Genomic DNA, 21557 nt, shown 5'->3' with positions numbered 1-21557 from the left:
CTCAAACTACATGCGAGACGCATCGATTCCCTTCTATGTCAAGTCGGTAGAGATGTACGAAGGGCTCACAAAAGAGTTGAATTTCAACATGATGCACTCCAAGCGCACCATGGTCGATGTCGTTCAGACCTACCCCAAAATGCGTGAGCTGCGTCGTCGGCAACTGACTATGGACATCTATGGATCCACCTATCAGCAGATCTCGACAGAGGAATTGCGCCGCCGCATACCGGCACTGACCGGGGGCGGCCCAGATGCACGTTTGCCGGTGATCGGCGGGATGGTGCATACGGATGCCGCGGTCAATCGGCACGATGCGGTGGCGTGGGGCTACGCTCGCGGTGCGGATGCGTTGGGGGTTGAAATACATCAACAAACTGCTGTTCTGTCACTGATACGCGGTGCGGGCGGTCGTATCGAAGGGGTCGAGACCACCCGTGGCACAGTGGCGGCGCCCAAGGTAGTGGTGGCCGTGTCAGGTCACACGACAACAATCACCGAAACTGCCGGATTGAAACTGCCTTTGCGCACCATAAACCTGACAGCCTTTGTCTCGGAGCCGGTCAAGCCGCTGGTCGACGTGATCGTCAACTGCCCTGATAGTGGCTTCTATTTCAGCCAGTCCGACAAGGGAGAGATGGTGATCGGCGGCGCGCCCGATATGGGGCAGAGCTTTCGACGGGACATCAAGCAACATGTGTTCGAAGACACGGTGACAGCGATGTTGTCGCTGTTCCCGTCGTTCAAGAAACTCAAGTTGATGCGGCAATGGGGTGGTCACCTGGACATCGCTCATGACGCCTCTCCGATCATGTCCAAGACGGAAATCGAAGGGCTTTTCATTACCGCCGGATGGTGGGGTGGATACAAGGCCATTCCCGCCGGGGGGCTGACATTGGCGCATCTCGTCACTCGGGGTGAGCCTCACCCGTTGATGGCGGATTTCACCCTAAACAGGTTCCGAAATCTGGATTTCGTGATGGAATCCGGCACCACAACTGCCCGATGAGCAGGAGGACGAGATCATGATGAACATTCCCTGTCCTTTCTGTGGGCGTCGCAACGAAAGTGAGTTTGTCTATGGCGGTCCCGTCGGAGCTGATCGCCCCAACCCGAATACTGCCAGCGATGTGGAATGGGTCGAATACCTGACCATAGTACCAAACCCCTTGGGTCCTGTGCAGGAACGTTGGTGGCACGCGCGCGGGTGCGGCACCTGGTTCGAAATCTGGCGTGATACCAAAACCCATGACATTGTGGAGAAGCCCGATGGGAAATGAAAACCGTTTCGCTTCGGGTGGGCTGATCAACCGAGAACGCCCGATCAAATTTCGGTTCAACGGCAAAACTTATGAAGGCTATGAAGGCGACTCGCTGGCCTCGGCGTTGTTGGCAAACGGAGTGCGCGTCACTGCCCGTAGCTTCAAATACCACCGGCCGCGTGGCATCGTCGGGCATGGGCCGGAAGAACCCGCCTCTTTGGTCGAGCTTGAAGGTGTCGACGCCTCGGGCAACAATCCGATTACCACGGTACCGCTGCGTGACGGGATGAGCGCGCGCTCGGTCAACTGTTGGCCCTCGCCTGATTTTGATCTGGGCGGTGTCAATCAGTTGGCTGCGAAATTCATCCCGGCGGGGTTCTACTACAAGACATTCAAATGGCCGGACTGGCACCTGTTCGAACCTTCGATCCGAAGGGCTGCAGGCCTTGCCGAAGCGCCGCCCGAACCGCCCGCATCGGGTCATTTCGAGGCGCGTCATGCGCATACGGATGTGCTGGTTGCGGGGGCGGGTCCGGCTGGATTGCGTGCCGCGCTGGAAGCGGCCCAGACTGGGAAACGCGTGTTCCTTGCGGACGAAGGCCGTGAGGCCGGCGGCAGCCTCCTCAACCGCGAGCTGTTCATCAATGGCGCTCCGGCAATGGAATGGGTGGGGGACACGGTTGCTCAATTGCGAGCGATGAAAAATGTCACCCATCTGCAGAACGCAACTGTTTGGGCCTATCGTGAGCACAACCTGTTGATTGTAAACGAGCGCGGGCCTGAAAACCCCTCGGTGATCGAGCGCAGTTGGCGGGTCCGGGCGGGTGAGGTGGTGATTGCAACCGGCGCAACCGAACGTCTGCTGGTGTTCGGTGACAACGACCGCCCAGGCGTGATGCTGGCCTCGTCGGTGCAGGCTTATGCCAACCGCTTTGGAGTGCGGCCGGGCCAACAGGTGGCCCTGTTCACGAACAACAACAGCGCCTATGAAGTTGCTGCGGATCTGGTGTCAAAGGGTATCACGGTGACTGCCGTTCTGGACAGCCGCAAGACCGTGCCACAGGCCGCGCTGAATGCATTCAACGGCTTGCCGGTTTATGCTGGCACCGTGGCCGCAGGTGTTCGGGGGAGAAAAGGCGTCAAGGCCGTTTTGACCAAGCCGCTAAGTGGCGGTTCGGGCCAGTGGATCAATTGCGATGTTCTGGCCTTGTCAGGTGGTTGGAGTCCAAATGTACATCTGTGGTCACAATCGCGCAGCTCGGTGCGGTTCGATGAAAGCATCGCCGGATTCGTTCCCGATCAGGCCGTGCAGGCTTGCCGAGCCGTCGGTGCAGCCGCTGGTGATATGACGCTGGATCGGATTGTCGAAGGTGGTGAGGAACTGGACTATGCGATCGAACCTCTATGGCGTGTAGATACGGAAGGTCAGCGCGGAAAGGCATTTCTGGATTTGCAGAACGACGTGTCTGTGGATGATGTACATCTGGCGCTGCGGGAAGGCTATGACAACATCGAGCATGTCAAACGCTACACCACTGGCGGCATGGGAATTGATCAGGGCAAAACGGGCAACATCAACATCATCGGAACGGTGGCGATGCAGCAGGGTCGCCCGCTGCAAGATGTCGGAACAACCACCTTTCGCTCGCCATACACCCCGGTCTCTTTTGGAGCGATTGGCGGCATTCGCGAGGGGAGCGTCCTGTTCCCCTATCGTCACACGCCGGTGACGAAGTGGAATCTGAAACAGGGTGCCTTCATGTACGAGGCGGGCGCGCGCTGGCGGCGGCCGGGATATTTTCCGCGTGGAAATGAGAGCTTTCAGGAAACGGTAAATCGGGAATGCCGCGCAGTGCGCGAACGCGTGGGTGTCTATGATGGTTCGCCATTGGGTACGTTCGAACTCAAGGGGCGGGATGTCGGCAGGTTTCTAGATTTCCTCTATACCAATGTGATGTCCAGCCTGAAGCCGGGTCAGGTACGGTATGGCCTGATGTTATCTGATGATGGGCTGATCCTGGACGATGGCGTGACTCTGCGGCTGGACGAGCATCGCTGGTTAATGTCGACCTCAACCGGTCATGCTGATGCGATGAACCAGCATATGGAAAAGTTGCTGCAGACCGAGTTTCCCGATTGGCAGGTGATGATCACGACCGTCACCAGCCAGTGGAACAATGCCACGATCTGTGGGCCGCGGGCACGCGAGGTATTGCAGGCCATGGGGACCGATATTGATCTGTCTTCCGACGCGTTCCCGTTCATGAGTTTCCGCGAAGGGACTGTTGCCGGCCTGCCTGCGCGGGTGGTTCGGGTCAGCTTTACGGGCGAGCTGTCTTTCGAGGTCAACGTCGCCCCTCGGCACATGCGGGAATTGTGGGACAAGGTAATGGCGGTAGGCGAACCCTTTGGGATCGAGCCGGTGGGGTCCGAAGCCAGCCATGTTCTGCGGGTTGAAAAGGGGTTCCTGTCGCTGGGGCACGAGGTCGACGGAACCGTCGATGCCCATGATCTTGGAATGGGATGGGTAATGTCGAAAAAGAAACCCGACTATCTGGGCAAGCGCGCGGTCGAGCTTCGCCGCGCCGGCGGCAGCCCTCGGCGCGAGCTTGTGGGTGTGCTCCCACAGGATCCGAGCCGCCAGATTCCCGAAGGTGCGCCGCTGACCCCAGGCGGGCGCAGGGAAGCGACCGAAGGGCTTGTCACTGCATGCGTCTGGAGCGTTGTCAACGATCGTTGGGTCGGTCTTGCGCTTTTGGAAAATGGCCACGCGCGGCATGGGGAAACCGCGCATGTGCGTCTAAAGGGTGGGACGATCCCGGTAACCATCACCAAGCCGGTGTTTCACGACCCGGATGGCGAATTGTTGAGGTCCTGACATGAGCTACGACGTGCAGATCCGCCGGCAAAGCCTGTATGCGCTATTCGATCTGAAAGGCGCGCCCTCGGCTATCCAAAGCTGGTGCGGTGATATCTTGCCCAAATTGCCAGAAATGCCCAACACGCGGCGCGCGCGGGGCAACATAGAAGTGTACTTTATCGGGAACGACCATTGGATCGTCCGGGCACCTCTGGAGCTAGAAGGCGTACTGAATACAACGCTCAGGCCGACTGACTGCCCGGCCGATATCAGTATCGTGTGTGTTTCCGATACGCTGACCTTTTTTCACGTAGTGGGCCCACAGGCCGCCGAGGTGATGTCCATAGCCTGTCCGTTGGATATGCATGACGCTGAATTCAGTGAGGAGGCGACCACGTTCACCGAAGTTTTCGGCCTCAGGGCACTGGTAATGCGGTGCGAAAAGGGCTTCGAAATTGCCATCGAGCAAAGCTTTGGTGATATGATGGAGGATTATTTGTCCCGCGCCACCGCTTGATGAAGAAGCCGCAATGACCCGCGTCCATATCCACAAATACCAGACGCGGTATCATGCGCATGCAACCTATTCTAGCAACTGATTTTTCAAGCGGTCTGAGCGGTATTGCCAAATTGTTTGCACGCGACTGACAGCGGTCTGGCCCGCGTCTTTCAGGCGGCCATTTCGAGAGCGTAACCGTCCCAGAGGCCGAAAGCATCGGTTCTGGCGGGACGGCATGAAACGGTGGAGAGTTGATAGCGGCGGGGTCGGAATATGGCTGTGGTTCCACATCGTGTAATCAGTGTTATGGTGAATTCTTAGAAGTATTCCATTGGCGACTTTATACCAACCGGTTTGGCCGTCACTATCTTAATTCGCGATTTTTTGGTAGATTACTCAAACTATACTAGAGAATTTATTGGCGGAGTGCATTGAATGCGGGTGTACGAAGCGGTTGTTGCCGCGCTCGAATCCATTGGTGTCGATGCCGCATATGGTGGCGCTGGTGAAAACGCCGCGGGATTGATGCTGGCGCTGGATGCCTCGGAAAAGATCAGACCGGTTATCGCCAAGAACGAACAAGGTGCGGCCTTTATGGCCTGCGGCCATGCCATGTTCACCAACAAGCTGGGGGTCTGTTTTGCGACAGCGGGCCCTGGTGCTTTCAACCTGATTTCGGGTCTGTCGGTGGCGTTGACCGACAGTTATCCTCTGCTGGCGATAAGCGGCTATTCGACATTGGCGTGGCAAGGTCGCGGGAGCCTGAACGAGACTTCGGGATTGGTCCGGACACCGGACTCGCGCATGATTTTTCGGGCGGTGACCAAGAAAGACCCCGCCACTGGAGAACCTGCAGATTATTTGGTCACCGATCCGAACGATCTTGTCGATGTGTTACAGCGGGCAATCGATGTCGCCTTTGAAGGACGTCCGGGACCGGTTCATGTAGCAATCGCCGAAGACATCACTGACCCCAATGTCGAGGTAACGAATTTCCAGCCGTTGAAGCTGAGTAAAACCGTCATGCGTCCTGACCCGGCACAAGTCGGGAAAGTTGTCGAATGCCTCAAAAACGCCTTGGGCGACGAAAAAACGGTCGTCTTGCTGGCTGGTTTCGGGGCCATTCGAGCAGAGGCGCACGAGATCACCAGAACATTCATTGAGCGCTTTCAGATGCCTCTGCTGACGACAATGGACGGCAAGGGAATTGTGGATGAAGAGCATCCGCTTGCCATCGGGCTGTATTGCGATTCCGGCCACAAGGCGGCGTGGGAAGTCTTTGAAGAGGCAGATGTCGTTCTGGCTGTTGGAAATTCTTTCGCACAGCATGCGACTTTCGATTTCTTTGAAGATCTGTTCAAGGAAAAAACGCTTATTCACATCAATATCGATCCGGGTGAGTTCGACAAGTTCTACAAGGCTGACCTTGTCATTCTGGGAGACGCCCGACTGGCATTGGAAGAGGTGTTTGCACAGCTAGACCGCCAGATAGGCCCAATCGAAGAACGCGACTATCGGCCCGAGGACTATGATGAACGGTTCATCATCTCGCCGCAGAAAGAACTTCACCCCGGTGAGATGGTGCAAAAAATCTCGCAGATGCTTCCACCCAGTGGGATCGTTCTGACTGATGCGGGGGCGCATGCTGCCTGGACGGCTTATTATCTAGAACTCGACGAAGGTCAGAATTTTCGTAAACCCGGAACTTACGGGCCTATGGGCATCGGTGTGTGCGGTGCCATTGGCGCAAAATATTCTCAAATGCACCGGCCGGTGGTCGCTGCAGTGGGAGATGGCGCCTATCTGATGACCGGGTTCGAGTTGATGACTGCAGTGCAATACGACATCCCGGTCATCTGGGTCATTTTCAATGACCGAGAGTTCAAGTTGATCAAGCTCTACCAGCTATCAGCGTTTTTCAAGACCGGTCTGGTGGAGTTCGACAATCCCGACTATGCCGCCTATGCCCGCGCCTGTGGGGCGCAAGGCTTTGCTGTCGACAAGCTGGACGATTTCGAAGAGGCATTTCGTGCCGCCCTGGCCAGCGGGAAGCCCACGTTGATCGACGCCCGGATCACACGTCTGGCCCTGCCGCATTATTCGCCTCATCCCGAAGGAATTCTGGCTGCGCTCTGGTCGGGTGTGCGCGAAAGATTTGGGTTGTGATTGGGAGGCCAAGATGACCGGCAATACCGCGACTTCGCACAAGTGGACCGAAACCTATTCTGGCGGTTCTCCGGAGGCTGAGCGAAGTGAGACCAAAAAACTTGCCGAACTGATGATGGCCGCCCAACTCAAGTCTCAGGCGGCGGCCAAGGCACGCAAGGTGGACCGGGCCTTTCACACCAAATCGATTGCGGCATTGAAAGGTGCCGAGCTCCGCTTTGTGGAAGATTTGCCTGAAGACCTGCAAGTTGGCTTTGCCAAACCCGGATCTGTTTATCCCGCGATGGTCCGATTTTCCAACGCGTCTTCACAAACCCAGTCGGACGAGGAAAAGGATTTGCGTGGCATCGCTGTGCGCATTGAAGAGAGCGAAGGCGTCGCGCACGACCTTCTGGCCACGAATTATCCCGTGCCGCACGCGCGCAACGCCCGACAATTCGTGATTTTTGCTCACGCGCTTGCCGGAGGGAGGGTGTCGAAGCTCTTTGGCCTTTTGCAGTTGGCTTTTGTACTGGGCCCGTCCGAGACATGGCGCATGCTGCAAAACGTTCGTGAGGCGCTTAGGACTTGTGACAGTGTCGCCCTTGAAAGCTATTGGAGCCGCGGCGCCATCGCTTGGGGTAACGAGGCGGTGCGGTATGTTTTCAAGCCGGCTCCCGGCGCACCTGGCGTTGCTGGCGAATACACTGGCCCTGCACGTCTTTCATCCGAATTCGCAGCCAGACAGGCCACGGGGGACATTCTGTTTGAGCTGTTTGCCCAACGCTTTGTATCGGAAGCCCAGACACCGATCGAAGATGCGGCGCATGAATGGGAAGAAACTGTCAGCCCTCCTATCAAGGTAGCTGAACTGGTGATACCCCGGCGGGATCTTTCCACGACCGATGCATTGGCCGACGCCGCGGCTGTTGACGGCATGGCATTCAACCCGTGGAACACGACGGACGCATTCAGGCCGCTTGGAAACCTGAACCGGGCACGCAAGACGGTCTATGATGCCTCGGCGGCCCATCGTCAAGGCAAGCGGTTCAAGGCACATCCACCGCCATTGCAGAACCGGGTATTTGGCAATTTGGCGCGGTCCGTTCTTCGCGCGGTCAACCGGCGCGTGCCATGGCATAAGATCCCGTTTCTGTTGATACAACTGCTGAACCTGGACGCCCTGAGATACGACCTGAGACAGAAAAGTCTGCTCGACACCGATCCCGAAGAAAAGGTTCCGTCAGCGCGAACTGTCCCATCAGAACCTACCGCCGAACAGCGGCTGTATCGAACATATGATGGCACCTATAACGACCTTTCCGATCCCCGAATGGGAGCGGTGGGCGCCAGTTTCGGGCGCAACATGCCGCCACAAATCCAGCCCTCTGCAAGTCCCAACCCGATAGAGGTTGCGCGTAGGCTGATGGATCGGGACTCTTTCATCCCGGCCAAGATTCTGAATATTCTGGCGGCCTCCTGGATACAGTTTCAGGTTCATGACTGGGTCGCACATGAACGCCGCAAGCTGGGCGAACAGGATGACATTGTCCCGATCCCCGATGCCTATCCCGATTGGCGCAATACACCCGATGGAGTGCCCGAACGGGAAATGCGCATTGCGGGAAACATCCCGCTTGGTGACGGTGGCGATCCGTTCCTGTTTGCTAATGAAACCTCGCATTGGTGGGATGGATCGGAGGTCTATGGCAACAATTCAAAGACGGCGCAGTCGCTGAGAGATGGAGCCAAGCTCAAACTAGATAACGGGTATCTGCCCGAGAACGTTCACGGTTTTGAAATGACCGGGTTCAACGAAAGCTGGTGGTTGGGCTTGTCGACCATGCACACGCTTTTTGCCCGTGAACACAATGCGATCTGCGATGCGTTGAGCAGAGAATATCCGCGGATGGACGAAGAAAGAGTCTATCAGACCGCGCGACTGATCGTGTCAGCGTTGATTGCCAAGATACATACGGTCGAATGGACCCCCGCCATTCTTGGCACCGAGGCGCTGGATATCGGGATGAAGACCAACTGGTTCGGCCCGCCAAAGTCCTGGCTGACACGGTTGGGGATATGGCTGACGGACGTGCATGCCTTGAAGGGCATTCCGGAAACCCTTCCTGATCACCACACGGCCAGATACGCGCTGACCGAGGAGTTCGCGACGGTTTACCGGATGCATCCGCTTATTCCGGATGATTACATCTTTTATGACTTCGGGTCCGGCAAGGAAAAAGCGCGGCTTGGATTTTTGGATATTCAGGGCCAGCACACCGATGACCAATTGCGAAAGCTGGGACTGAGGGATGCGCTATACTCACTTGCAGTTGCCCATCCCGGAGCAATCACACTGCACAACTTTCCAAAATCGCTTCAGAACCTGGAGCGATTTGGCGAGTTGATCGATTTGTCGGTTGTCGACATTGTACGAACTCGCGCGCGACGCGTACCGCGTTACAACGAGTTTCGCAAAGGTTTGCATATGCCCCCGGTAACCCGGTGGGAGGATTTGACGGCAGACCCCGCAACAAACCGGACACTTGAAGAGCTTTATGGCGACATCGACAAGGTCGATACGGTAATCGGCTTGCTGGGGGAAACGCCCCCCGACGGGTTTGGATTCTCCGACACCGCGTTTCGTGTGTTTGTTCTGATGGCGTCGCGGCGGTTGCAGTCAGACCGGTTCCTGACCACCGATTTCAGACCGGAAGTCTATACACCGCTGGGTATGGATTGGATTGCACGGAACGGGATGAAGTCGGTACTGCTGCGTCACTTCCCCGAGTTTGCATCGGTCTTGCCAAAAACGGGTACCGCTTTTGCTCCATGGCGGGTTGTAGACGGAGGGTGAGATATGGGAAAAGCCGACACCTCGAAGGGGCTAGATGCCTTTTTGGAAACCCCCCTTGCCCGAACCCTTTGGAACCGGCGAACCAAGCGGGTCAGCCGTGGTTCGAACGTGGTTGCAGGCTCTTTAAGTTGGACGTCAGAAAACGAACGTTCACCCCTCGATCCATTGCAAGAGGCCATTCTGATCGCGGCAACCGGCGCGTCAGGCATGACCATGCCGGACAGACCCTTTTTCGACGACGAAAGCGGCGATCCGATCATGTCCAAACCCAACCTGGTGATGGAAGGGCGCACTGCGGGAAGCCCGGATAATGCGCAAGGCACGCATTTCTTCATGATCAACGATAGCGGTACATATTTCTTGCGCCGTCTCGATCCATTGGCAGGAGGCACCAAAAACTGGACGCCGGATGTGTTGATGGAGCGGGCGGAACGGGCCAAGGTGCGCATTCTGGATCGCCGTATTGATGTGCCCGGCGATATGCGCGACTTTCCGGCCTATCTTGATGCAAACCGGTTTTTGTCGAACAGGCCCGGATCAACGATCTTTTTCCCCGTGGTGGATCTGTCGCACCAGTACATCAATGCGTTGATGTATCTGCTGACCCAACCCGACCATGCGCGCCCGGTCATTGTGGATGATCGGAACTTTTATCAGCCCGCTGGTGTCAAGGAGTGGATCAAGAAGGGATTCCTGAACCCCGATATCAAAATTCCATTGGGCGCCCTGGGCCAGATGCGTACTCAGATCGAAGCGGATCTGCTGATTCAAAACCTGTTTCTGGTCACGGAGGCCTTGGGCCTCGGTGGCTGGATACACGCTGCAATCTCTCCGCCTGTTTTGCTTGGCGATCCGAAGTTCCAGAAGAAATACGGATCCATGCTGAACTTCGATCATGTTTCGCCAAGATGGCGGTTCATGGATTTGTTCCGCTGGCATACGCTGCCGATCACAAGGATGAAGGATGTCCGCGCTCACGCAGTGGGACTGCGTCACCACGGGGAACATCTGATCAAGGGCAAATGCCCACCCTATTACAATTCAATGTCGGATGCCGTTGATGCGGTTATTGCCGGCAAGTTCGGCGATGGCGGCATCTACAAAAACGAGGAGTTGTTCGCCAGGATCTACAAAGGTGATTTTGGGAACAAGTATCTGGAAGAGGCCGGAGAATACGAGCAGGATGTGATCAACTGCGCGCGCGATATCTGCACCTATATCCATGATACACACGGGCGCTTTCCAGCGCATTGCGAAGCGATTCACGCGCCGGGAATCTGGCTGCAGACGCACCGGGTCGAAAACGAATATTATGAGACTTACTTTGACGACGGTTTGACCGAGGCACAGCGCGCGCAGGACGCGAACTGGCCTTCGTGAGGTCAGAACAAATCGCCCCGATAGTCGCGTGGCCGCACGCCCAAAGCATGGGAGTTCAAAACGTGTGAAAGAAGCGCAATCGGCAAAAGCGCCAGGGCCTGAGCCGTAAGTGCGTCTGCGCCAGACTTCAATACCAGCTGCAGTAGGTAAAGGTTCGACAGATACACGACGATATTCGCAAGGATATAGACGCGCGACCTGGTTGTTCCTCTGGAACGGAACACATGAGTTGCGTGGCATCGCAGATTAAGATCCCAACACAAAGCGAATTGCGCGGTTAGCGCGAGTAACGGATTCAGTCCGGCAAATACCAGCACCGCATAAACTGAATAACCCGACAAAACACAAAGCAATCCAAAAGGAACAAGGTTAAGCCTTAGTCCTCTGGGGAGTGAGATGTCATCAACCGGTCTGGGCAAGCAGCAAACAGTCATCTGCCCACCCTCTGGCCAAAGGCAATGTCTGCAAAGCGACGCTTGCAGACAGACCCCAATGCGGCCTTAGTATTTTCAAAGCCGGCTTCGTCGGACCACGACGAAGACGGCAAACCCTTTTGCTTATCCCCACTCATTGGGACAACCCCCCAGTACCATTTACAACCAAACCACCAAACACGGTGCACTACATTCAAACACATCGCGGGAAACGTTCCTGCGATCATCGAGCGAACGTCTCTCGTATCGGGACCTAAAGAAAGAAGGTTGGCCGCGAAAGAACACCCCGCGTTCCTTGACCTTCCTGCTTTGCTAAAAGGTGGAAACACCAAAAACTAGAGACGGCGATCGACTGTTTCAATCTACCACATCTGAACAGTTAGCATTACAAATTTCTTAAATACGCAATGAATTCAACCAACCAGTTCAGCTTGTGGATTTTGATATTTTTTTACTTACAATGTGTTGCGCGGCGTTCTTCATATGCCAATCGGATTTCGCAAAAATCCATCCCGTCAACAATAACGTAGAGGAATGATTAATCATCCAGTCAATGGAAACATTGCTGCGGTTGGGGCCACTTTCGCGATTGCCTGCCGTTAGGCGTTTCAATTTGTACGCCCCTGCCCTGCAGAGCTGGAGCGCCTTTTGAAATCACACGTAGAAGCAAGTCATCCGTCGTGCCGGTGCATCACAACTCCAGCACGCGGGACAGGCTAATCTCGGCGCGGCCCACCGCCTGTACGATTGTCTCGACCTGCTGACGTTGCAATCCCGCCAGTTCCGGATCATCAGCTCGGATCAGGGTGATCGCCTTACGGATTTCAGATTGAGCCGACTGGATCGCACGTCGTGCTTGTGTGGCGGCCTCACGCCGGATGGATTCACGTTCTGCGGCCGTGGTTGCCAGGGCAAGACGGCGATTGGCATTCTCGCCTGCTTCCCGTACCCCGGCGGCCGCACCGCGGACAATGTCTCCGATCTGTTCCAAACCGGGCGGCAGGTCGGATGCAATGCTTTCAAGATCGCCCGCGTAGTCGTCCATCGCATCGGCGAGACAGGCCAGGTACAATGCAACATCGTCACCTTGGCCACCGCACGACGCGATACGGGCATCCAAGTCATCGGAAACGATTTCGACCGTATCCAGCGTCTTGGCTGCTTCTTCGACCGGTGTGACGGCAGTGCCACCGGTGCTGGAGCCACCGCCACCGCCGCCGGTACTGATCTTGGTATCTACGGTCGGGGTGATTTCGATCTTGGGTATCGGCGGATACGGAACGTTTATTTCCTCCACAACATCGAAAAGGCCGGCCACATAAGTAATGACATAGTTCGACAGGCCGCTGCCGGTCGCATTGGAAACAGATATTGCGTAAGGCGAGTCATCAATTGTTGCGTCCGCTGAGGCACCTGCGCTTTGCAGCTGCGCTGAGGCAACATTATCGGCCGGATTCACAAGGCCAGAAGTGGTGAATTCGGTCCCGTTGAAAACAAATTCAAGACCTTCCGGTTTTACCTGATTTAGCGCGGTAACAGTCAAAGACGCAGGATCAACGAACAATAGGCTGGTATCATAAAAAATGTCGTAGTTCCCGACACCTGACCCGATGGCGTTGCTGGATTCGATCAGATATCCGGCGCTGCCCGATGCCGGAGCGAACTGAGCCGCGCCAGCGCTGGTCAGTGTCACGCTTGTCACCGTGTCGGACCCCAAAAGGCCCGTTGTCGTAAACTCGGTTCCGGTAAAGGCGAAGCCGTCGCCATAAGTGCGGCTCAGGAAGTCGGGGGTGATGGACAAAAACGCGGGATCCACGGTCAGCTGACCGTTTACATAGGTGATATCGTAGTTGCTCAACCCCCCGCCGGTCGCGTTGCTTGCGACGATTGCGTAGGGACTTCCGGCTACACTGGCAAACTCGGCCGAGCCTGCACTTGTCAGCGTGACGCTCGACACAAAATCTTCATTCGCGACGATCAAGCCCGTTGCCGTGAATTCCGTGCCATCAAAGCTGAACGTGGTGCCATATGTCTTGGACTGGTCATTTGCGGTAATAGTCAAAGGCGCGGGTGTAACCGTTCCTGCACCGGACAGGGCCGCGACGTCATATGTTATGCCTTGAGAGCTGTTGAGCGATGTCGTCGACGTCGCAAACGTCGTACTTCCTACCGTATCGTCGGCAAAGAACAAGTTTGTGAAGGCTGGTGCGGTGTCGAGTGTGTCACCTGCCGGCCCGAACAAATAGGTTCCCGGACCACCTGTGACGGTGCCGGTTGCGGTCGCGGAGAATGTGCTGCCGTATTGGGCGGACAGTGGATCATATGTCACGTAGATCACGGGGCTGGTGGTGTAGTTCTGGGGATAGAGGCCGAATGCGCCCGGAGCCCAGTTGTTCGCGAAATCCCACCCAACGGCGCTTGCCAGCGAGACAAAACCATCCGTGTCCTGAAACTGGGCCGTGTTCAACCCGGTGCCGCCCGCACTGGTGCTTTGTCCGGACGTGCCCGTGTCCCAGAAAGAACCGCTTACCGTTCCTGTATTGGCCCCGGCCAGACCACCGGTGATAGCAGTTCCGTTCGAAACCGAAACACCGCCTGTTGAATAGGATGCAGATACTGTTCCACCTGCATTATTGCCAATCAGGCCCCCTGCCGTCCCGGTGCCGCCGGCAAGGGGAAGTGTTACGTCGCCGATGGCGTAAGAGCTTTGAATGGACCCGGTCGAACCATTCTCACCAACCAGGCCGCCCGCATGGAAGCTGGCGATGGTTGAACCAGACCCAGGATCGGTGCCCGTAACCGTTCCGCCCGCGTGAGACCTGAGTATGGTTCCATCGTTCACACCCGCAAGCCCGCCGATTTCAACCAACCCTGACCCAAAACCCGGCTCTTGGTAGCTGACAGAAGCCAACGAGAAACTGTCGCGAATGGTGCCGTTATTTGTTCCAACCATGCCGCCGAAGGGACCGGAGTCGCCGTACTCAAACCCACCCGAAGACTGATTGCTCATCGATCCCGAGACAGACGAGCCTTCGATCAACCCGTTGTTGACAGCGGCAAGGATACCTCCGCCGCCGGTCACGATATCAGCATTCGCGAGCCGCAAATCTGTTACGACCGCGCTACTTCCTAGCGTGGTAAACAGCCCGCCTATAGCTCCGGAGCGGTCGACAAACAGCCCGTCAATCGTGTGGCCCATCCCATCGAAGGTTCCGTCAAACGAACTGATGGGCTGGAATCCCTCGAAACCTTCGCCAAAATCGAACCAACCAGATGTTCCGCTTGCGTCGATATCATTGGCAAGCACGAAATTCGACGAGGATAGTGAGGTGCTGTTTACCCCTTGTACGCCGTAGATGTCCGCCAATTGATATGGATTGGCAGCAGACCCGTCACCGCCGAGGGCACGCAAAAAGGTGGTGGAACCGCCGAGTTGAAAATCCGAAGCCTGAAATGCGGGCAACGTTCCGTTCACCTGAGACCAAGTACCGTTTTCCAGTCGGAAAGTCCCTACGTTTACGGCTCCGCTTGCGCCGGTGGTGATCGTGCCGCCGGCATTAATGGCAAACTCACCGGTCGTTCCGGTTATCCCGGCGTTCAGGATGACATTTCGGTTAGCTGTCAACCGGAATTCGCTGAAGCTGTTCCAGGTAATCGCGCTGTTGATCGTAATGTCGCCGGCGTCCGCTCCCGAGCCGCCGAGATCCGTCGGGGAACCACCCACAACCAAAGATCCGGTGCCATTGGTGTTGAGTTCAACAGAGGTGGTAGCCAGATTGGATTCTATCGTGACCACGTCAATGGTGCCGGGCACGGTGATGTTTGTAGGATCGAGCAGCAGCAGTCCGACTTCGCCGTTGGGTGCTCGCAAATCGGCCAAACCGCGATAGCGCAAATCCAGTTTGCCCGACACTTCGGCAAAGCCACCGTCGCCAGCAATATCACCGCCCCGGGCGGATATCAGGCCGTCGAACTCGGTATAGACATCGGACCAGACGATGATGCGACCGCCGTCCCCGCTGTCGCCGCCATTGGCGGACAGCCGTGTATCGGCATCGACATCAACGTGCGAAGCGTGCTGAAGAGTGCCGCTGCCTTGATAGTCACCGCCCACGCGGATCAGGCCGCCTTGTCCCTCCCCTGCCCCGTCGGCCAGAAGCTCGGCGCCAGCAAGCGTGATCTGCTCGCCAGTGATGGTGATGTCCCCTCCGGTCGCCGGTCGAGCCACGGGACGCGGACTGGTTTCAACCAACTCTACCTGTGCAGAAGCGTTGATTGTTCCGCTGACGTTAACGCTGCCGCCGCTTCCTCCCAGAACAACGGCGCCGGAACGTCCGCCGACTGTCTGCGCCTCGATCACGCCCGACATGTTCACAACCTGACGCGCCGCATCCCGCGCGCTGGCCGCCAACAGATGCACCTGACCGCCATTTGCCTCGATCAACCCGGAGTTTTCGACCAATGCATCCATGCTGTCGTCGCTGTCGGAGGGTACGGCAACCTGAAGGAAACCGTCACCGGAGACGTCAAGCGTAATCTGCTCTCCGGCCGCCAGGCCAACCTTGCCCAGAGGGACCCGGATGACACCCGAGTTTTTGACCTTGCCACCCATCAGAGCGGCATATCCCCCCGGTACAACTGAAATCTGGCCCGCATTTTCGACACTTGCCGAACTGCCGTGCCCATTGAATCGATATTGCCCGGTAAGGAAATCGTCGTTGTTGATATCCAAAGTGGACGCCACGAAACCGCCGGTTTGTACATGTCCGTTCGGGCCGATGAAAATACCGTTTGGGTTGACCAGAAAAACCTGACCATTGGCGTTCAGCTGGCCATGAATCTGCGAGGTAGTGTTTCCGGTTACCCGGTTCAACAAAGTGCTGTTTGCCGTTGGCTGGGCAATGTTGACCTGAGCATCCTGACCGATGGAGAAACTGTTCCAGTTGACGATGGCGGCATCTGAGCCCTGATTGATGTTCATTTGGGACGACGATGGAGAAGTGATCGCCACGGAACCAGCGCTTACGGTTCCGCCCGTTGGCAGACTGTCCGCCAAGGCAGTTGTGCAGAGCAACGTCGCCAAGGTGCCGACTAGGAATGGTGAAGAATATGGGTGTGCCATCTTGTTAGAACCTGCGGCTGGCGACGATGCTGAAGCGGTTCTCATCTGGTTCAAGATCATCTCTTAACCCTCTCCCATACTCAACTCGCAATGATCCGGACTTGAATGGGGAGTTTTCAATCGTCAAAAATTCGAATCCAAGTCCGTAACTGGAAGCCTTGGTGGTGCTTTGTTCAAAAACAGTCGGATTTTCCAGTCCTACCATACCTGTGGCTCCGAACAAATATGGTTTGCCAATAAACGGATAGCCGCCAATGGAAAGCGCCATCTGTCGGGCAACCTCGGCCCTCAGGACCCATCCATCATCGCCCTTGATCGTTCCGGCATCAAAGGTCGACAACTCTCCCGTGCCGCCAAGGCTGATCTGTTCGGAGGACACCAGTGGATCCCCGAAGTTGCTTTGGGCGCGACCGCGCAACGACAGGCTCCAATTCTTGTCAAATGGGCGAAGATACTGGAAACCCAATACGAGCTTGGTAAAAACCGCATCAGCACCCTGACGTGAAAGCGGTGTTTCCCCTGGCCCTGGTGTTGTCCGCGCGCCAAACGCATCTATGCCCTGTGACAAAACTGCACTGGCTTGCAGGTATGATCCGTCATCGTAGTTCCAAGTCCCATCGAGGGAAGCCCGCAGAACGCTCAATTCGTCGTCATAGACTGGGAACTCGGTCGTTGTTCCGATCAGGTTTTGCTCGTCACTTGTGCGATCAAGAATGAACTGCGAGGACAAGTTGAACCGTCGCGACCGGATCCATGGGTAATAAAACCGGAAAGACAGGCGGTCAAAGCTGCTGTTGGTCGGAATGAGTTCATTATCTGGCGTCGACCGGCTGGATGTGCCTTCGATGTTGAAGGTCAACCCGCTCAAGCCGATCGGAAACACGGCGCCGGCAGCAAGAATGCGGTATTGGGCCGAGTCTGAAAAATACCGGGTCGGAGAGCCGCCGAGGCGAGCGTAAAACGTCTCGCCCATCTGAAGCGCGCCGTTCAGTTCCACACCGGCGCTCAAATTTAGTGGACCTAGTTCGTCGGAAAGCGAGTTGTCGAAACCAAATGATCCGGTCACCCTTTGGTATTCGCCATCCAGGGTGAGCAACGTGCCGCCATCCTGCCGGCCTGTGGAAAGGGTGGAAGACAGCCTTACACCATAGGTGTCGCCGGCCAGTAAAAGTGCCCGCTCGATTTGCTGAAGACGAATGCCGCGCTTTCCGATCAGGGGATCCGTCAGGCGGACGATCCGGCCCCGCACGGGTTCGGGGACGGCTGTTGCATCAATTCGTTCAATGAATCCGTCAACCACAACGATCCTGAGTGCGCCGCCATCCCTGACAGTCTGCTGCGGCAGAACAACCCGGGCCAGCACATATCCTGCATCTGCATATTCACTTTCCAATACCCTTGTGGCTCTGAAAATCTCGGAAACAGGAACCCGTTTGCCAGCCAGAGATTGTGTGAACGCCTGATTTGCGGCCGCCATCTGAGGTAAGGCATTTTGGATTTCGACGGTGCCGATGGTGACGAATAGCCTGTCAGACCCCGGCGGAGTCTGCGCACCCGGGTCTCGCGCGACGGTCACTGGCCCTGACGTTGCGCGCTGGTTCTGCGGCTGAAAAGTGGACGGTGCCAGATTGCCGGCGGACTGTGCCGACGCCGGTCCGTTATCCGCCCCGAACAGCAACGCGGAGATCAAGCAGGCTATAAGTTTGGGCGAGACGGCTAACCGAGGAAAACGCATTGGTTCCTTACTGTATTCAAATGGTCGGGTAGTTGACAGAGAACCCCTTTTGGGCCGTATCAGGCAAGCACAAAGAGCCGAGATGTGTGTTTCTCGTTAATATCCGGGGCCAAGTATGTTGGAGGAGCAACAAATTTCCGCCACATTCCGAAACCTAGGCTATCTTTGTTCCCGACTGCTTTGAACCGGAGTTCAAGCTTATGCTGACCAAATCCCAACGAGCCTTTTTGGAAAGATTTACAGATACGCAGGGGCCCGAAGGCGGCGATCGGACCGATGAAAGCGGCGATTTCGAACGGACTGCACAAGATTTCGAGTTACTTTTGGCGCGGGTTCATGCCTTGCCTCCGCGGGGGGCGCGGTTGTTGCAACCTTTGTCCGCCCCCCTTTCGAAAGCACTTTCCAAGGCGCGCGATCTGATTGCCCAGGGTGCTGGAGAAAACGCTGAAATAGTATTGGATCGGGAACGTGACACGGCTCGCGCTCTGGATCGGGAGTACGATGCGGCCGTCTTGTACCTGGAGGAAGAGAAGAAGTTTCAGACGCGGCTCAAGCAGACCCTGGCCCAGAAACACACTGGGGGGGATATAGCCATTCTCGATTATCTCGCGCGCATGGAAGCAGACGAAAAGCGCAGGCAGGCGGCAATCGCACGCGGGGATATCGGGCAGGCTCTGGCCGTATGCGAAGGGCAGGATCACCGCCATACTGCCATGATGCAAGAGGCCTCACGTGGGGCCGACTATGCGCGCCTGGTCACGGAACTTACTGCTGAAATCGCAAGGATCGAAGCCCTTGCTCCAGCAGGTGGTCCGGCGCAGCCAGTTCTGAACGACGTCCGCGAGATGATGAACGACGCCGCCAACTTTACCAAAAGCGACAATTGGGTCGGTGCGGTTGTCATGCTGCAAAAGGCGCGTACCGAATTGCGAGTGGGCACAAAGGGGCTGGATTTGGCTTCAAAGTTGCCAGCCGTGAAAAAAGATGACGACTTCGACAAAGTCTATGCCCGCATTTTCGCGATGGTGGGCGGGTTGAAAAAGCTACCTGCTTCCCGCCAATTCTCGACTGAACTGTCCGAGTGCATAAAGACACTTCGGCAAGCTCGAGCCATCCTTCCTGATCAAGCGGGTGCGCTGGCCATGCTTGAGACTGCACGGCGGATCGTCGAACAAGTGACCCAAGACGTCCTGCAGGACGGAAAATACGCCAGCGTATTCAGACAGTTGGTCGCCCGTGCGAAAGAGTTGCAGCGCGTCAACGTGGGCAATTGCGTCAAACCAGAACTTGGACAGGTTCATGCGGCTTTGGCCGAGGCCGATCAAGCCGCGCGTGCCCGAAATTTTCTGGCTGCATTTCACTGTCTCGAAACGGCAGAAGCGGCGATAGCGAATGGCAATGCCGCTGCCCGTGTGTATTTGGAATTTGTCGAACCGGCCCATGGGGCCATCGCGTCAGCGACGCAAAATCGCGATCAAGCTGAAAGCTTGTTGGACCGATTGAAAATGGCATTCCAAAACCGCGAGCTTGATGAAGTGAAAGTGCTTTCTGAAGAAGCGGTTGCCTTCGCGGAACAGGAAATGACCGTATAGAACAGGGCGCTCATGAAGGCTTGGAACGGTTCTGTTGCAAGGACGGATTTCGAAACGTGGATTGCCGCTAAAGCGCGCCTTCTTCGATCCATTCCTCGATTTTGTTGCGGCTGACTTCGAAATGCATCGAGTCTTCGCGGCCCCAGGCCGCGCCCCATACCCAGCCCTCTTCGCGGAAGAAATCGGCCAGGATCGTCAGACCCAACTGGGTTTTCCCATCGCCCAATGTGTCCAGAACACCGTCGATGTTCAAATCCACAGCCAAACCGTAAGCATGGGCTGACGCCGATGAGGTCGATCCCCGGATCAGCCGCACACACAGCGAACCGGCCGTGTTTATCCGGGCATACAGGTCCGGATCTGTCCTTCGAATGTTGTCGAAGACCTGACGCAGAGAATCGATTGCGGGTCTCAGCATACGGACCTGCACCGGGCCAACCTGTTCGAGGATAAGCTTGTCAGCCAACCGCTCGTTGGTCATGGCTTGGCATGTGTCGGTCAGGTTCTCGCGTGGCGGCCCGAAGGTTTGAGCCAGAAATGATGGCGACGCGATCTCCAACTCTCGGTTCACCTTGTTTCTGTTGGCAATCAGAACGACCTGAGCATAGGCATCGATGATATCGTTGGGTGACGTGCTGTCGTAACCATATGAATCCGCATCAAGGCTATCGGGTTGAAGTAACGGTGCGGCATTGCCGGATTGCAAGCGCCCGATTTCACCGGAAATTTCTTCCAAGCGATTTCTCAGATCTTCGACCTGCTGGCTGAGCATTTCAATTTCGATCCGCGCACCTGAATCGATGGCCGGGCCATCAAATGTCTCGTCAGACGAAACAAGCATCGGGAAGACGTACCAGATGATAGGTGCCAGCAGAATTGCGATTGCCAGAATTATCGCAGGCACGATACGCATGAGTTATTTCCCTGTGAACCGACGTTCTTACCGCTCAGCGATACTTTAGGATGCTCTTTTGCAACTGTCACGTCGAAGGCTCAACAAATGCACATAATGATTGTGACACCAATTCCCGTTGGTTAATCTCAGGAGAACTCTTCATTTGGCGCCAGGGAGCCGGGCAATGTTCTTCAAAAAAAATCTCGTTCGTTTCTGTTCATCGGTCGCGGTGGGGTTGTTCGCCCTGCAAGCGGCAAGCGCACAAACTTCGAGCGAGATGACGGCAGAAGAGATGACCGATGCGTTCAACAAGCAAAAAACGCGCGGCTTGGTTATAGTGCCTTCAACGCAAGCTACGACCGCAGAAACCGAAGAAAGCAGTGGAACCACAGTGGCTGCAGCGACAGATTATCAAGAAGTCGCGAAGGAGGATCAGGTCAATTTGCAGATCAGTTTCGATTTTGACTCTGCGGCCTTGCGTGACGACCAGAAACCCAAGCTCGCTTCGCTTTGCCAGGCCATGAAATCGGTGGATGTTCAGGTCTTTCAAATCATCGGGCACACAGACAGTTCGGGGTCGGCAGACTATAACCAAAACCTGTCCTTGCTGCGTGCAAAGGAAGTAAAACGTCATCTTGTGGGTGATTGCGGCATTCCGGAAAACCGGCTGGAAGCCATCGGGATGGGTGAAACCGTTCCCTATAACTCGGACGATACCCGCGCAGATGAAAACCGTCGGGTGGAATTCCAGGCGCTTGGTTAAGAACGTACTCGCT

General features: G+C 56.2%; 13 protein-coding genes. 9 read left to right on the top strand and 4 right to left on the bottom strand.

The genetic code is table 11. From position 1 onward, the window contains the following. The 7 genes from AC2FNB_RS09260 to AC2FNB_RS09230 form a co-directional block, all read left to right on the top strand. The coding region (locus tag AC2FNB_RS09260; protein WP_496745853.1) for an FAD-dependent oxidoreductase at positions 1-1009 on the top strand (1009 nt) is incomplete at its 5' end. Positions 1010-1025: 16 nt separating this feature from the next. Then, positions 1026-1280, top strand: coding sequence for a sarcosine oxidase subunit delta (locus AC2FNB_RS09255; RefSeq protein WP_480751879.1), 255 nt, complete (start codon positions 1026-1028; stop codon positions 1278-1280). Next, positions 1270-4140 (top strand): 2Fe-2S iron-sulfur cluster-binding protein, encoded by a 2871-nt coding sequence (locus AC2FNB_RS09250; protein ID WP_496745851.1) that lies wholly within the window; start codon positions 1270-1272, stop codon positions 4138-4140. Before AC2FNB_RS09255 ends, AC2FNB_RS09250 begins: the two co-directional genes overlap by 11 nt. Before the next feature lies 1 nt (position 4141). Beyond that, the gene (locus AC2FNB_RS09245) at positions 4142-4639 is read left to right on the top strand and encodes a sarcosine oxidase subunit gamma (protein ID WP_496745849.1); all 498 of its coding nucleotides are present in this window, start codon (positions 4142-4144) and stop codon (positions 4637-4639) included. Positions 4640-5056: 417 nt separating this feature from the next. Continuing rightward, the gene (locus AC2FNB_RS09240) at positions 5057-6787 is read left to right on the top strand and encodes a thiamine pyrophosphate-binding protein (protein WP_496745847.1); all 1731 of its coding nucleotides are present in this window, start codon (positions 5057-5059) and stop codon (positions 6785-6787) included. Positions 6788-6800: 13 nt separating this feature from the next. Continuing rightward, on the top strand, positions 6801-9623 hold the full coding sequence (locus tag AC2FNB_RS09235) for a peroxidase family protein (protein ID WP_496745845.1): 2823 nt from the start codon (positions 6801-6803) through the stop codon (positions 9621-9623). Between the two features lie 3 nt (positions 9624-9626). Further along, entirely contained in the window at positions 9627-11003 is a 1377-nt protein-coding gene (locus AC2FNB_RS09230) for a hypothetical protein (protein WP_480751885.1), read from the top strand. 2 nt (positions 11004-11005) lie between these two features. Here AC2FNB_RS09230 and AC2FNB_RS09225 read toward each other — a convergent pair whose 3' ends face one another. From AC2FNB_RS09225 to AC2FNB_RS09215, 3 genes are all read right to left on the bottom strand, one after another. Then, on the bottom strand, positions 11006-11437 hold the full coding sequence (locus tag AC2FNB_RS09225; RefSeq protein WP_480751887.1) for a GtrA family protein: 432 nt from the start codon (positions 11435-11437) through the stop codon (positions 11006-11008). A gap of 691 nt (positions 11438-12128) precedes the next feature. Further along, positions 12129-16559, bottom strand: coding sequence for a two-partner secretion domain-containing protein (locus AC2FNB_RS09220; protein WP_496745843.1), 4431 nt, complete (start codon positions 16557-16559; stop codon positions 12129-12131). Between the two features lie 4 nt (positions 16560-16563). Continuing rightward, on the bottom strand, positions 16564-18294 hold the full coding sequence (locus AC2FNB_RS09215) for a ShlB/FhaC/HecB family hemolysin secretion/activation protein (protein WP_496745841.1): 1731 nt from the start codon (positions 18292-18294) through the stop codon (positions 16564-16566). A 200-nt stretch (positions 18295-18494) separates the two neighbouring features. On the opposite strand from AC2FNB_RS09215, the gene AC2FNB_RS09210 reads away from it, so the two are divergent. Further along, complete coding sequence (locus AC2FNB_RS09210; protein ID WP_496745839.1) at positions 18495-19886, top strand: hypothetical protein; 1392 nt, start codon at positions 18495-18497, stop codon at positions 19884-19886. Between the two features lie 67 nt (positions 19887-19953). Here the strand turns inward: AC2FNB_RS09210 and AC2FNB_RS09205 are convergent, their stop codons facing one another. Then, positions 19954-20799 carry a M15 family metallopeptidase gene (locus tag AC2FNB_RS09205; RefSeq protein ID WP_480751892.1) on the bottom strand — a complete coding sequence of 282 codons (846 nt, stop codon included), beginning with the start codon at positions 20797-20799 and terminating at the stop codon, positions 19954-19956. A gap of 166 nt (positions 20800-20965) precedes the next feature. On the opposite strand from AC2FNB_RS09205, the gene AC2FNB_RS09200 reads away from it, so the two are divergent. Continuing rightward, entirely contained in the window at positions 20966-21544 is a 579-nt protein-coding gene (locus tag AC2FNB_RS09200) for an OmpA family protein (RefSeq protein ID WP_496745837.1), read from the top strand. The last annotated feature ends 13 nt before the right edge of the window (positions 21545-21557 follow it).

The organism is Ruegeria sp. BHSB058 (assembly GCF_059613285.1).
Note: the sequence above shows the minus strand (reverse complement) of the source record. Positions and strands in the feature narration are given on the sequence as shown.

Bases quoted from the DNA above. Each gene is read 5' to 3' on its own strand.
- AC2FNB_RS09255 (WP_480751879.1), top strand. From the start codon at position 1,026: ATGATGAACATTCCCTGTCCTTTCTGTGGGCGTCGCAACGAAAGTGAG.
- AC2FNB_RS09250 (WP_496745851.1), top strand. From the start codon at position 1,270: ATGGGAAATGAAAACCGTTTCGCTTCGGGTGGGCTGATCAACCGAGAA.
- AC2FNB_RS09245 (WP_496745849.1), top strand. From the start codon at position 4,142: ATGAGCTACGACGTGCAGATCCGCCGGCAAAGCCTGTATGCGCTATTC.
- AC2FNB_RS09240 (WP_496745847.1), top strand. From the start codon at position 5,057: ATGCGGGTGTACGAAGCGGTTGTTGCCGCGCTCGAATCCATTGGTGTC.
- AC2FNB_RS09235 (WP_496745845.1), top strand. From the start codon at position 6,801: ATGACCGGCAATACCGCGACTTCGCACAAGTGGACCGAAACCTATTCT.
- AC2FNB_RS09230 (WP_480751885.1), top strand. From the start codon at position 9,627: ATGGGAAAAGCCGACACCTCGAAGGGGCTAGATGCCTTTTTGGAAACC.
- AC2FNB_RS09225 (WP_480751887.1), bottom strand. From the start codon at position 11,437: ATGACTGTTTGCTGCTTGCCCAGACCGGTTGATGACATCTCACTCCCC.
- AC2FNB_RS09220 (WP_496745843.1), bottom strand. From the start codon at position 16,559: ATGGCACACCCATATTCTTCACCATTCCTAGTCGGCACCTTGGCGACG.
- AC2FNB_RS09215 (WP_496745841.1), bottom strand. From the start codon at position 18,294: ATGCGTTTTCCTCGGTTAGCCGTCTCGCCCAAACTTATAGCCTGCTTG.
- AC2FNB_RS09210 (WP_496745839.1), top strand. From the start codon at position 18,495: ATGCTGACCAAATCCCAACGAGCCTTTTTGGAAAGATTTACAGATACG.
- AC2FNB_RS09205 (WP_480751892.1), bottom strand. From the start codon at position 20,799: ATGCGTATCGTGCCTGCGATAATTCTGGCAATCGCAATTCTGCTGGCA.
- AC2FNB_RS09200 (WP_496745837.1), top strand. From the start codon at position 20,966: ATGTTCTTCAAAAAAAATCTCGTTCGTTTCTGTTCATCGGTCGCGGTG.